The 12,061-nt window shown below is 65.4% G+C and carries 13 protein-coding genes and 1 pseudogene; 10 read left to right on the top strand and 4 right to left on the bottom strand.

The genetic code is table 11. From position 1 onward, the window contains the following. Positions 1-29: 29 nt before the first annotated feature. Genes AC5Y30_RS17445 through AC5Y30_RS17425 form a run of 5 tightly spaced genes read left to right on the top strand, consistent with a single transcriptional unit; the run spans position 30 to position 4,549 of the window. Entirely contained in the window at positions 30-1,103 is a 1,074-nt protein-coding gene (locus tag AC5Y30_RS17445) for an LLM class flavin-dependent oxidoreductase (protein ID WP_499919929.1), read from the top strand. Next, positions 1,100-2,593 carry a class I adenylate-forming enzyme family protein gene (locus tag AC5Y30_RS17440; protein WP_499919928.1) on the top strand — a complete coding sequence of 498 codons (1,494 nt, stop codon included), beginning with the start codon at positions 1,100-1,102 and terminating at the stop codon, positions 2,591-2,593. Before AC5Y30_RS17445 ends, AC5Y30_RS17440 begins: the two co-directional genes overlap by 4 nt. After that, complete coding sequence (locus AC5Y30_RS17435; RefSeq protein WP_499919927.1) at positions 2,590-3,762, top strand: acetyl-CoA acetyltransferase; 1,173 nt, start codon at positions 2,590-2,592, stop codon at positions 3,760-3,762. The genes AC5Y30_RS17440 and AC5Y30_RS17435 overlap by 4 nt, the downstream gene beginning before the upstream one ends. After that, on the top strand, positions 3,759-4,154 hold the full coding sequence (locus AC5Y30_RS17430) for a Zn-ribbon domain-containing OB-fold protein (protein ID WP_499919926.1): 396 nt from the start codon (positions 3,759-3,761) through the stop codon (positions 4,152-4,154). Before AC5Y30_RS17435 ends, AC5Y30_RS17430 begins: the two co-directional genes overlap by 4 nt. After that, positions 4,151-4,549, top strand: coding sequence for a nuclear transport factor 2 family protein (locus tag AC5Y30_RS17425; RefSeq protein WP_499919925.1), 399 nt, complete (start codon positions 4,151-4,153; stop codon positions 4,547-4,549). The genes AC5Y30_RS17430 and AC5Y30_RS17425 overlap by 4 nt, the downstream gene beginning before the upstream one ends. On the opposite strand, the gene AC5Y30_RS17420 is transcribed toward AC5Y30_RS17425, so the two are convergent. From AC5Y30_RS17420 to lipL, 4 genes and pseudogenes are all read right to left on the bottom strand, one after another. After that, the gene (locus AC5Y30_RS17420; protein ID WP_499919924.1) at positions 4,546-5,478 is read right to left on the bottom strand and encodes a TIGR03619 family F420-dependent LLM class oxidoreductase; all 933 of its coding nucleotides are present in this window, start codon (positions 5,476-5,478) and stop codon (positions 4,546-4,548) included. The genes AC5Y30_RS17425 and AC5Y30_RS17420 overlap by 4 nt on opposite strands. Further along, positions 5,478-5,600, bottom strand: a complete 123-nt coding sequence (locus AC5Y30_RS17415; RefSeq protein ID WP_499919923.1) for a hypothetical protein — start codon at positions 5,598-5,600, stop codon at positions 5,478-5,480. Before AC5Y30_RS17415 ends, AC5Y30_RS17420 begins: the two co-directional genes overlap by 1 nt. Positions 5,601-5,662: 62 nt before the next feature. Further along, a pseudogene (locus AC5Y30_RS17410) lies at positions 5,663-5,929 on the bottom strand (nuclear transport factor 2 family protein); the annotation flags it as partial. Positions 5,930-5,987: 58 nt separating this feature from the next. Then, positions 5,988-7,262 carry an esterase/beta-lactamase LipL gene (gene lipL, locus AC5Y30_RS17405; RefSeq protein WP_499919922.1) on the bottom strand — a complete coding sequence of 425 codons (1,275 nt, stop codon included), beginning with the start codon at positions 7,260-7,262 and terminating at the stop codon, positions 5,988-5,990. A gap of 115 nt (positions 7,263-7,377) precedes the next feature. Here lipL and AC5Y30_RS17400 point away from each other — a divergent pair, with 115 nt between their 5' ends. Genes AC5Y30_RS17400 through AC5Y30_RS17380 form a run of 5 tightly spaced genes read left to right on the top strand, consistent with a single transcriptional unit; the run spans position 7,378 to position 12,053 of the window. Beyond that, positions 7,378-9,396 (top strand): alpha-ketoacid dehydrogenase subunit alpha/beta, encoded by a 2,019-nt coding sequence (locus AC5Y30_RS17400; protein ID WP_499919921.1) that lies wholly within the window; start codon positions 7,378-7,380, stop codon positions 9,394-9,396. Beyond that, complete coding sequence (locus AC5Y30_RS17395; RefSeq protein WP_499919920.1) at positions 9,393-9,626, top strand: biotin/lipoyl-containing protein; 234 nt, start codon at positions 9,393-9,395, stop codon at positions 9,624-9,626. The genes AC5Y30_RS17400 and AC5Y30_RS17395 overlap by 4 nt, the downstream gene beginning before the upstream one ends. Beyond that, positions 9,623-10,474: an enoyl-CoA hydratase/isomerase family protein gene (locus AC5Y30_RS17390; RefSeq protein WP_499919919.1), complete on the top strand. Its 852-nt coding sequence runs from the start codon at positions 9,623-9,625 to the stop codon at positions 10,472-10,474. The genes AC5Y30_RS17395 and AC5Y30_RS17390 overlap by 4 nt, the downstream gene beginning before the upstream one ends. Before the next feature lie 6 nt (positions 10,475-10,480). Further along, positions 10,481-11,278 (top strand): enoyl-CoA hydratase/isomerase family protein, encoded by a 798-nt coding sequence (locus AC5Y30_RS17385; RefSeq protein ID WP_499919918.1) that lies wholly within the window; start codon positions 10,481-10,483, stop codon positions 11,276-11,278. A gap of 10 nt (positions 11,279-11,288) precedes the next feature. Beyond that, positions 11,289-12,053, top strand: coding sequence for an enoyl-CoA hydratase/isomerase family protein (locus AC5Y30_RS17380; RefSeq protein ID WP_499919917.1), 765 nt, complete (start codon positions 11,289-11,291; stop codon positions 12,051-12,053). The last annotated feature ends 8 nt before the right edge of the window (positions 12,054-12,061 follow it).

Raw genomic sequence — 12,061 nt, 5'->3', positions numbered from 1 at the left:
TCTTAATGGGGTCAGAAGGAAGGACCGATATGAAGTTCGGCGTGTTCATCCTCGGCGACAAGCCCAACCACCTCAGCGAGCGAGAGGTGCTGGCCAACGTGCTGGAGGAAGCGCGCTGGGCAGAGGAGCTCGGCTACGACGAGGTCTGGCTGGCCGAGCACCACTTCTCTCCATACGGGATGCTCCCCGACCTTCCGCAGGTGGCTACGGCGATCGCTGCGCAGACCGAACGCATCCGCATCGGAACCGCTTGCATGGTCGCGCCCTTCCACAATCCGATCCAACTGGCAGAACGCATAGCGATGGTCGACGTTTTGTCCGGCGGACGCTTCGACGCCGGCTTCGGCCGCGGCTACCAGGCGCACGAGTTCAAGGGTTTCGGCCTCTCGATGGACGAGGCCACCAGCCGCTACCAGGAGTGCGTGGACATCGTCAGCCGGCTATTGACGGAGGAAAACGTCAGCTATGACGGCAAGTACTTCCAGCTCGAGGACGTGACCATCTATCCGCGACCGGCGCAGCAAACGATTCCGGTGTGGGGCACGGTGATGAAGACGCCGTCAAGCTTCGAGTGGCTCGCCGAGAAGGGCTTCGGTGCGATCATCGGTAACCCCTACCAGGTCGACCCGGACCTACAGGGGGCGCTGGATATTTACTTGAAGGTGCAGTCCGAGAAGGGACTCGAAGCAGCCACCGGTAACGTGTGGGCGCTGCTCAACGCGTTCTGCCACGAGGATGACGCATTCGCACGCAGCTATCCGCGCGAGAGTGTCGAACTGTCCATCCAGACGCACCGCAAGTATTCAAGCCCCTTTGAGCCGGGCGGCGAGATACCGGCCGACTATAAGGCCTACTCGGACTGGTTCGAGAAGCACGACAAGCAGAGCTACGAGCAGGTGCTGAATTCACACCTGACGCTGATGGGTAATCCGGAGCGCATCGTGGAGAAAATGCGTACTGTCATCGACATGGGTTGGCGCAACATCATATTGCGCATGTCGCGAGGCGGGGCGATGGATCGCGCAAAGGTTTATGAGTCGATGAAGCTGTTCGCCCAAGAGGTGATCCCAGCGGCCACCGAGCTCGCGGCAGCGGCGGCTTGAGCCAGCAGCTGACCGACCGCATCCGGGCGGTTCTGGCGATCGACCCCGGGGCACCCGCCATCGAGTACCAGGGTTCTTGGACGACTTGGCAGGCGCTGGCAGACATCGCTTCTGGAGTTGAAAGCCAGCTGACAGCAGTAGGTTTGGACGAGAAGTCTGCTGTCGGCCTGGTGCTGCGTAACCACCCCGCGATGGTCGGGGCGATGCTGGGCGTGTTATTGGCCAACGGTTGCATCGTCACGATCAACCCGTCACACGGCGACGCCGGACTCGCATCGGACATCCGTGGGTTGAGGTTGCCCGCGTTGATCGCAGTGCCGACCGACTGGCAGCGCACCGGAGTCATCCGCGCCGCCGCTGGGGCGATGGGGCTGCAGGTGATGACCGAGCCCGCCGACTGCGCTACCGTTGCCGGCCTCGAAGATCCTGGATCCGGCCCGTTCCGAAACAAGACCGCTGGTATCGCCGTCGAGATGCTGACCAGCGGCACTACCGGTCCCCCGAAGCGAATCCCGCTGTCCTACAGCACGTTCGAGCACACAGTCGCCGCGGCGAGCGCACATTACAGTTCGGGGCACAGGCCGGAACTCAGACTGCGTTCCGGCGTCGCGATCGTCGGCTCGCCGCTGGTGCACATGTCGGGACTGTTTCGCACGCTGCTCAATGTCTGCGAGGGCCGAAAGATCGCACTAATGGAGCGATTCCGGGTGCCCGATTTCGTGGAATTGGTGGTCCGGCATCGGCCACGCGCCGTGGGCCTGGTGCCGTCGGCGCTGTCAATGGTGCTAGACGCCGGGGTGGCGCCTGAGGTGTTCTCCAGCGTGGAGGTGGTGACCTCGGGCACCGCGCATCTGCCCGTCGATATACAAGAGGAGTTCGAGCAGCGCTACGGCGTTGCGGTCTTGCCATCCTACGGCGCAACGGAATTCGCGGGCGGCGTGGCGGGCTGGAACCTTGCCTTACATCGGGAGTGGGCCGCGGCCAAACGCGGCAGCGTAGGACGGCCCCAGCAGGGCCGGGAAATCCGCGTCATGTCCATAGAAGACGACAGCGAGATGCCGGCCGGTGAACAGGGTCGCATCGAGGTCCGTACCTTCGGGGGCGCCTGGGTGCGGACCACCGACCTCGGCCGTGTCGATGACGACGGCTTCGTGTTCATCGATGGGCGCATCGACGACGTCATCATCCGCGGTGGCTTCAAGGTCACGCCCGCCGAAATCGTCGAGGTCCTGCGCAGCCATCCGGCGGTACGCGACGCCGGTGTGGCCGGTCTGCCCGACGAGCGGCTCGGCCACGTGCCGGTCGCAGCAGTCGAGTTGGTCCACGGTGGTCAGGTCACATCGGAGGATCTTCTGGCCTATGTGCGCGAACGAGTCAGTCGCTACCAGGTTCCGGCCCGTCTGGTCATCGTCGATGAGTTGCCACGGACGCCCTCGCTCAAGGTCAGCCAGCCCGGCGTGCGTGAATTATTCGAAGAGGTGCGGAGTTGACAATCGACCTCCGAGGGGCGGCGGCCGTCGTCGGTGTAGCCGACGAGGTTTCGCCGACCGGTGTGATTGACGTTCCGCTGCGGGAATTGGAAGCGCGCGTCATCACCGCGGCGTTGGCCGATGCCGGGTTGTCGCTGCGGGACGTCGATGGCCTGTGCACCTGTACCGGCGGAGCGCTCATGCATTCGGTCGAACTGGCCGAATACCTGGGAATAACACCACGATTCACCGATGCCACTCAAACCGGGGGTGCCAGCTACGGGCTGTACGTCGAGCATGCCGCCGCGGCGATCGCCGCCGGTGAAGCCGAGACGGTAGTGGTCGTCTATGCATCCACACCGCGTGCCGCCCGAAAGCGAGGCGAAAAAGGTCTTGGCGTCTTCGCCACCCCCGAGCGGCTCGAGTGGGAGAACCCGTTTGGCGTGATGCTCCCGATCAGTGCCTACGCGCTGGCCGCCAACCGCCACATGGCCACTTTCGGGACCACCGCCGCTCAGCTCGCTCAGATCGCCGTCGACACCCGGCGTTGGGCGGTAATGAATCCGCGCGCTCACCTGCGCGAGGCGATCACCGTGAATGACGTCCTGGACTCCGGCTTCATTGCCGAACCGCTACACAAGCTCGAGTGCTGCCTAGTCACCGACGGCGCCGCGGCACTGGTGGTCACGAGCGCCGAGCGCGCCCGCAACCTCGCCAAGCCGCCGGCCTTCGTCCTGGGTGCGGCGTCGGCGGCCTCGCACGCGATGATCTCCCAAATGCCTGACCTCACCGTCACCCCAGGTGGCCTTTCGGGGCCAGCCGCCTTCCGTGCAGCTGGCCTCAACCCGGCCGACATCGATGTGGTCGAGCTCTACGACTCGTTCACCATCACGGTGCTGCTGGCGCTCGAAGACTTGGGCTTCTGCCCGAAGGGCGAAGGGGGTTCGTTTGTCGCGGACGGCGCGTTGGGACCCGGAGGTACGCTGCCCGGTCAGACCTCCGGCGGCGGGCTCGCCTACACCCACCCCGGGGCGTTCGGGGCCTTCCTGCTCGTCGAGGCCACGCGCCAGTTGCGCGGTGAATGCGGCGAACGCCAGGTCCCAGAAGCGAAAACGGCTGTCGCACATGGCACCGGCGGGGTGCTCTCAGCCACCTCGACGGTGATTCTGGGAACGGAGGCGACGCTGTGACCGATACGCTGCCCGTCCCCCCGCCCAGCCCGGCATCCGCGCCCTTCTGGGACGCGACCCGGCGTCGCGAGCTGACGGTCCAACGATGCGAATCGTGCTCGCGGCTCGTCTGGTACCCGCGGTTCGTCTGTCCGCACTGCGGCGGGTCGTCGCTGCAGTGGGAAAAGTTGAGCGGCGACGGGGTCGTTTACGCGGTCAGCGTGCACCACCGCGCCGCGCTCCCCGCCCTTGCCGACAAGGTGCCGTACTCCGTGGTGCTCGTCGATCTGGACGAAGGTGTCCGCATGATGTCGAACGTGTTCGGTCCCCCTCCCACGGTTGGTGACCGTGTCACCGTGGCGTGGGTGCCGCTCGAGGACGGCCGCAATCTCGCTGTCTTCGAAACGAAGTGAGTCCTGATACCGCGCTGCGGCGCGTCCGCGAAGAGGTCGTGCTCCGGCACGTCGCGGCCGAGAATGCGCGCGACCTGGACGCGGCGATGGCCACCTTCACCCATCCGCGCTACGAGATCATCCCTACGGGAACCGTTTTCGATGGTGGCGAGGCGGTCCGCGCAATGTTGTTGCAGCAGTGGGCGGATCTCCCCATGCTGCGATATGCCGCGGAGGCGATCTACCACGGGGACAACGGTCTGGTCGTGGAGACCCGAACGACCGCACCCGGCACACCGCTCGACATGTTGAGCGTTAACCTCTTCGGCTTCCGCGGGCCCGATCTCGTCCTGGAACGCTGTTATTTCGACCGGATGCTGCTCGCTGCGCAACTCGAGTCGATCCGCACGCCCTAGCCATCGACAGCGTCACGGACCGCCTGGACGAGTGCGGGGATGTCGCGATCCCGATTCGCGCCAGGCAAGGGCCAGTGCGTCATTCGCAGGTCGGTCACGCCGGCGTTCGCCAGCGAGGTCGCTCCCGCGGCGACCGCGGTGAGGTCGAGCCGGCCATCGGCACTCGTCTGCATGCGCAGCGTCCCGGCAACACCGAACCCGTCCGGGTCGCCGCCGGCGCGCTCGACCGCGGCGCGCATTCGACTAATTCCCGCGGCGACATCCCGCGCATCCGGACCCCACGGGATCCACCCCCGTCCAAAGCGAGCGAGCCGGCGAGCGACCGCTCGGTTCACCGTCCCGCTCACCCAGACCGGTACTCCGCCGGGCTGCACTGGTTTGGGCATCTGGTGAATCCGCTCAAAACTCAAACCGGCTGAGTGATAGCTCACCTCGTTCTCCCGCCATAGCCGCTGGCATACTTCGAGCGTCTGGTCCAGGATCGCCCCGCGTCGGTCGAAGTCCACTCCGGCCGCGTCGTATTCCTCACGCTGCCAGCCGACGCCCACCCCGACATCGACGCGGCCACCGGACAGAACGTCCATGGTCGCAAGGGTTTTCGCAAGGACCGCGGCCGGACGCAGCGCGGCGAGCAAAATGTTTGTGCCCAGCCGGATTCGCTCGGTCTTTGCCGCCAGGTAGGTCAGCGTCGTGAGCGGTTCCAGCCAGTGCCCGTCCGGACCGGTCGGTTGGCGACCACCTATTGTTCCGCCCGTCCGTGGATCCGCGTACGCGTCCATGTTCATGCCGAACGCGACGTGTTCCGAGACCAGCAGGCGGTCGAATCCAGCGCCCTCCAACAGTTGCGCCCAATCCGTCAGGTGTTCCCAATCCGGCGGTGCCGCTGCGGAAAACGACGGAATCCCCATCGAGAGCTGTAGCGGGACCATCAACTGAGTCCTCCGATCGACGCGGCCCGGTCCTCGGTGGCATCGACGACGACCCTGCGGTGCGCGATCCGCCACCGCAGACCGCCTTCGAGCGAATACTTGTCCAGGTAGCGGATGTGCATGACGTGGTTCTGCCCGTCCGGCTCACCACCACGAAAGTGATTGGCAGTGCAGTAGATTTCGCCGACGGCCGACTCCCCTCGACGACATACAGGCCCTGTGCAACGAGGTGAGAGGTGCGTGGCCACCGCGCGACGATGCCGATTATCCGTTGAATCTCGCCGTGACCGGTCAGCGTTCCCGGTTCGCGCCCGGGCCTTTCGACGAGCATGGACGCGTCGGGGGCGAACACCGCCAGAAGCGCGTCGCGATCTCGGCGATCGACCGCCGCCGCATACCTGCGGGACAGCGCTTCAAGTTCCGCATGGGGAAGTGCCCGCGAGATATCCATCTGCTTCCCGTGCCGGCCGGATAGAGACCCGTAGACGATACCGCCTGAGCTTGTCGGGTCAGCGCCCGGCGGTTTCGGTGCGCGCCTCGTCGGAGGTTCGTGCGCCGAAGCTTGGCACGGGGACGAGGTCACTGTCGTGTGTCTCGTTGACGCCACGCTGCAGCGGTATCAGCAGCGGCACGAACAGCAGTTGGTCGGCGACCATCGGTGTCAGCAGCCGGTTGTGTACGAAGCCGAATGAGCTTTTGGTGATCGGGTCGGCCCAGCCGATGGTCCCGCCCAGTCCGGCATGCCCGAAGCCCCGCAGTAGGCCCGGCACCGGTGATCCGTGGTAGCCCAGGTGAAATGACATCGGGAAGAAGACGTTCAGGTCCGGCCGAAAGCTGCGCCTGCCTGTCAGCGACCCGACCAATTCCTCCGAGAGGAATCGCTGCCCATCGATACTTCCGCCGTTGGCGAGCGCTCCGTACATCTTGGCGAGCCCCCGCGCAGTCACCACCGCATTCACCGCGGGAATCTCGCTGTCCAGCAGCGCCATGTCGCCCTGGACCAGGGAGGTGATACCGGGTACGTAGGTCGCACCGAGCGGGCCTGGAATCGGCAGTTTGGCCATCAGCGAGATCAGCTGGCCGACCCCCGGCCCGCCCGAGAAGCGTTGCGGGAACATGGTCTGTGCGGCCTTCGTGGACCCGTCGGCCGGCGGCCGCCCTAGGTGGATACCGTCGGTGTCCAGTGGTCGCGCGATCTCCGTGCGGAATAGCTCCCGCATACCCTTGCCGGTGATCGCGCGGGCCAATCCGGATGCCAACCATCCGAATGTGAACGCGTGATATGCCGCCCGGCCGGCGAGGCGGTCAACGGGCGCCGCGGCCAGCCGCTCTTCCATGAACCGGTGATCGAGCAACTGTTCGGTGGTGATGGTCCCGAGCCGGGACAGGCCCGTCGTGTGACGCAACATGTCACGCACGGTGATGTCGGACTTACCGTTGGCGCTGAACTCGGGCCAGTACTGCGCGATGCGGTCGTCGTAGGACAGCAACCCACGGTCGGCGAGGCGGTGCAGGACCGTCGATGCCACGCCCTTACCCGCGGAGAAGACCATCGCGCCGGTGTCCGCGGACCAGGGCACGCGCCCCTCGCGATCGGACCAGCCGGTCCACACGTCGACGACGGGTTCCCCGTCGACATACACAGACAGCGCCCCACCGCCATACCGTGGGCCGGGAAAGAGCGCGGCGAAGGTTCTCACTGCGCAGGCAAATCGAGGGTCGGCGGCACCGTGCACATGGGTCGGCAGACCCTCACCGGCTCGCAGGGCTAGTCGCTCGGGCATCGCGGTCGAAGTTCTCCTCAACTGGGCGTCTGAGCCGCCCATCGGACGACTAAACAAATATCGTCATATTGTATTGTATGCTCGTCGACGGAGTGCGCATCGCGAAGGAGTGGTGATGGCCACGCAAGTAGACATGGGAACCCGGGTCCTGAGCAGCGACCGTGCCGTCGAGTTATACCGCTTGATGAGCAAGGTGCACCACAGCGACCAGCGCGTCCGAAAAGGCCTGTCCTCCGGCGAGATCGCCATGAGCTATTGGCCAGTCGAGGGACAGGAGGCGATGTCGGCCGGCGCGGCCCTTGCCCTCTCCGATAACGATCAGCTGGTCACCACCTATCGCGGTCTCGGTGATGTGGTGGCCAAGGGCATCGACCTACCCAAGTACTTCGCCGAAATCCTCGGCCGAAGCACCGGTTTGTCAAAGGGCAAAGCCGGGGCAATGGGCATTTTCGACCCCGAGCACGGGGTCGCGTGGACCACCGGCATCGTGGGTGCCGGCCCCCTGATCGCGAACGGGATCGCGCTGGCAGAGGCCGTCAAGGGCAGTGATCGCGTGGTGCTGGTGAGCTTCGGCGACGGTGCGACGAGCATCGGCTACGTCCACGAGGCCATGAACATGGCGACGCTGTGGTCGCTTCCAGTGGTGTTCTTCTGCCAGAACAATGCATGGGCCGAATGCACGCCCGTGGCGGGCTACACCCGCTCGACCCGGTTGTCCGACCGGGCCGCCGGCTACGCGATGCCCGGGATCACTGTCGACGGCACGGATCCGCACGCGGTGTTTCACGCCGTGGCCGAGGCCGTCGAGCGTGCGCGGTCCGGCGGCGGCCCATCGTTCGTCGAAGCGGTGGCATATCGCCTGCAGGGCCACTACTTTGGCGACCAGATGCCCTACGCGGACCCTGACGAGCTGGCGGCCAAGCGCGCCGACCCACCCTTCGCGCGGTACCGGCAGCGCCTCATCGACGACGGTCTGGCCACTGAGGACGAGCTCGACCGCATTGACGCCGAACTGATGGCAGAAATCGACTCGGCCTTCGCCTCAGCCCGCGAGGCCGAGCCACCCGCCGTAACGGAACTCACTCGCGACGTGTTCGCCGCGCATGGCACCGAACTAGCGGCACCCGTAACGCAGCGTGCGAAGGCGCCCGAAGGAGAAACCGAGAATCTCGGTCTCGTGCAGGCGATTCACCGCACGCTGGATCGCGCCATGGCCGCCGATGATTCAATCGTGCTGCTCGGCGAGGACATCGCCGATCCGGCGGGCGGCATGTTCAAGATCACCGCGGGACTTTCCACCAAGTACGGCACCGACCGGGTGCGCGACACCCCGATCGCCGAGTCGTCCATCATCGGCGCCGCCGTCGGTGCGGCACTAGGCGGGCTGCGGCCGGTGGCGGAACTCATGTTCATGGACTTCCTGGGTGTGGCCATGGATCAGATCGCCAACCACGCCGCGAAGATCCGCTACATGTCAGGCGGCCGGCAGGGCGCACCGATCGTCATCCGCGCCATGGTGGGCACAGCCGCAGGCCCGCAACACTCGCAAGCGTTCGAGGCCTGGGCGATGCACACACCCGGAATCAAGGTCGTCTGGCCCAGCACCGCAGCCGACGCCGTGGGCCTGCTCAATGCATGCCTGGCAGAAGACGATCCGTGCCTGTTCGTCGAGTCGATGAAGCTCTTCTACGGCGGCGGTAAGGGGCCCGTGCCCACCGCCGACTATGTGATCCCGCTCGGGCAGGCCGACATCAAACGGGTCGGCACCGATGTGACGATCTGTACGTACGGCACCATGGTCCATGCCGCGCTCGATGCAGCCAACCAGCTTGACATTGAGGGCGTTTCGGTTGAAGTCGTAGATCTGCGGACGCTGGTGCCGCTGGATCTGGCGGCGGTGATCGAATCGGTCCGCAAGACCCGGCGCCTGGTGGTGGCCCACGAGTCGGTCGGATTCTGCGGACCGGGGGCCGAAATCGCCGCCGCCGTGGGCACCGAGCTGTTCGGTGTGCTGGTGAGCCCCATTCAACGCGTGGCCGGCACGTATACGCCGGTGCCGCGCGCGGCCACCCTCGAAGCGGCTTGCCGTCCGGACGCCGCGCAACTCGTCGAAACCGTCAGGAGAATCGTGTGATCGAGGTGCGGATGCCCAAACCTGGTGATGCGATCACCGAAGCGGAATTGATCGAGTTCTATGTAGCGGACGGTGACCACGTTTCCGAGGGTGACCCGCTTTATCAGATCGCCACGGACAAGGTCGAAATGGACATCGAAGCGCCGGCCAGCGGAGTGGTCGCCTGGAAGGTCAGTGCGGGCGAAACCTACAGTGTCGGTGAACTTCTCGCAGTGATCGGGGAACAGTGACCGCGCTCCCCGAATCGGTCGACGTCGACCTCGGCACCCCAGAGCTAATCGGGCGTATCCAGGGCGACACATTGACCGTCACGATCAGCCGTCCCGAGAAGAAGAATGCCGTCACCGCGGACGGCTATCACGGCATCAAGCGGGCAGCGATGATTGTCGCCGACGAGCCGCGTTTGAGCTTCCTGGTAATCACCGGATCCGGCGAGGCATTCTGCGCGGGTGGGGACATGAACGCGGTGGGCAACCCGGACCGGACGTGGGATGCATTCACCGAATCATACGACGGGACGCCGTTCGAAACGCTCGGCAAGATACCGAAAATTGTTGTCTGCGCGGTTAACGGGATTGCCCTTGGCGGTGGTTTGGTGATGACCCTGTTCGCGGATCTGGTCGTCGCATCCGATCGAGCCCGATTCCGCGTCCCCGACCTCACCCGCGGCGTATACGAAGCGTTCGTCGCCGCTCGGCTGCCGCAACGGCTGGGCACACTGAGGGCCAATCACCTTATCTACGGCAACGATTGGATCGACGCACCCGAGGCCGAGCGCCTCGGCCTGGTCGGTAAAGTCGTGCCGCACGACTCCTTGCTGTTGGAAGTCGACGCCCTGCTAGAACGAGTCCGAAAGACCGGCCCGGTCGCTCGCGCCGCGATGAAACGTGAGATGGCGCGTGCGCTGCCGCCCGTGGACGTCACGGGCTACTGGTCGTCCATCGGCACCACCGAGCAGATCGAGGCCTTTACCGCGTTCCTGCAGAAGCGATCCCCGGAATGGCCTGTCAGCCACGACCGCGAGGCCTTCGTGGAGACTCGTCGGCCGGAATGGCTGACTGCAAGAGACGAGGGCTGAACGCCGATGACGGACGTACCGGAGGGCACACCGGAACTGACCGGGTGCGACGAGATCCTCGTGGCCGCAGACGGTCCCGTGCGTATCGTGACGTTGAGCAACCCCGACAACGCGAACGCGGTCAACAACCGGATGCACACCGCCTTCACCCGGTTGTGGGGCACGCTGGCCGACGACCCCGACGCCCGGGCGGTGCTGATCACCGGCACCGGCGATTACTTCTCCGCCGGCGGAAACCTGGTGGAATGGCTGGAAACCCATGTCAACAACCCGGTCACTCGCCGCGCCGGAATGCGAGACGCCCGACGCATCGTGCGCGACATGATCGACTTTCCACTGCCGGTAGTCGCGGCTGTCAACGGCCCCGCAGTCGGCTTCGGGTGCAGCATCGCAGTGTTATGCGACATCGTCTTGATGTCAGACCGGGCGTTCTTCGCCGACACTCACGTAGCGAGCGGACTGGTTGCCGGTGACGGCGGCTCGGTCCTGTGGCCTCTGCTGATGAGCCTGCTGAAAGCCAAAGAGTACCTGATGCTCGGCGAACGCATCAAAGCGGAAAAGGCGGTCGAGCTGGGCTTGGCCAACCGCGTGGTACCGCACGGACAGATCAAACAGGAGGGCCTGGCAGTGGCCCACCGCCTGGCCGCGCTGCCGCCGCGCGCGGTGCAGGACACGAAAAGAACGTTGAATCTGCATGCCCAACGCGCGATCACTGGCATCCTCGAGTACGGGATATCCGCCGAGACGGAGTGTTTCACCACACCCGAGCACCGGGCTGCTATCGACAAGTTCCTGAACCGGTAGGGGTGGTCCAATGGTCGCCGACGCCGATGCTCAGCTAGTCCGTTACGAAGAGCGAGACGGCATCGCTGTGCTCTTATTGGACCGGCCGCGCCAGCGTAATGCCTTGTGCTACGAATCGTGGACCGAGCTATCGATCGCACTCGGTGGCATCGTCGCCTACGGCGACCGCGGCGTAGTTTTGGCCGGTGCAGACGGATTCTTCTGCGCCGGAGGAGATTTGAAGACCGGGCCGGCACACGGGAACGGTCCGCTGAGCCCCGCCGGCCGTGTCGAACACGCCCAACGAGTGATGGAACAACTCAAAGCACTGCCGGTACCGACCATCGCGGCAGTCGAGGGCGCGGCCGTCGGCCTTGGCTGGAGCCTGGCACTGTCATGCGATCTGGTTGTGTGCGCTTCCGACGCCTTTTTTGCTGCGCCGTTCGTGGCGCGCGCGGTGGTGCCCGACGGTGGGCTCGCTTGGCGCCTGACTCAGCAGTTGGGCCGGCACCGTGCGGCGTCGTTCCTGTTGCGCGGGACACGGATGTCGGGCTTCGAAGCCCAGCAGGTGGGACTGGTGACCGACGTTGTCGATCCCGGATCGGCGATCGACCGGGCGCTGGCCATCGCCAGCGAGCTGGCACAAGCCGATGCCGGAGCGGTGGAAATGACCAAGCGGCTGATCAATTCGGCCGAAAGCGCTCAGCTCGCCGCGTTCCATCCGCTCGAACTGGCGATGGCCACCGTTGCGCAGCAGCGCTCGGCTGCGGTTGAGGGCCGCACCGCCTTCTCCTAAGCGATCAT

The organism is Mycobacterium sp. NGS27 (assembly GCF_059813005.1).
Note: the sequence above shows the minus strand (reverse complement) of the source record. Positions and strands in the feature narration are given on the sequence as shown.

Coding starts and splice junctions, on each gene's coding strand:
- AC5Y30_RS17400 (WP_499919921.1), top strand. CDS start 7,378: ATGGCCACGCAAGTAGACATGGGAACCCGGGTCCTGAGCAGCGACCGT.
- AC5Y30_RS17385 (WP_499919918.1), top strand. CDS start 10,481: ATGACGGACGTACCGGAGGGCACACCGGAACTGACCGGGTGCGACGAG.
- AC5Y30_RS17420 (WP_499919924.1), bottom strand. CDS start 5,478: ATGGTCCCGCTACAGCTCTCGATGGGGATTCCGTCGTTTTCCGCAGCG.
- AC5Y30_RS17380 (WP_499919917.1), top strand. CDS start 11,289: ATGGTCGCCGACGCCGATGCTCAGCTAGTCCGTTACGAAGAGCGAGAC.
- AC5Y30_RS17415 (WP_499919923.1), bottom strand. CDS start 5,600: ATGCACATCCGCTACCTGGACAAGTATTCGCTCGAAGGCGGTCTGCGG.
- lipL (WP_499919922.1), bottom strand. CDS start 7,262: ATGCCCGAGCGACTAGCCCTGCGAGCCGGTGAGGGTCTGCCGACCCAT.
- AC5Y30_RS17445 (WP_499919929.1), top strand. CDS start 30: ATGAAGTTCGGCGTGTTCATCCTCGGCGACAAGCCCAACCACCTCAGC.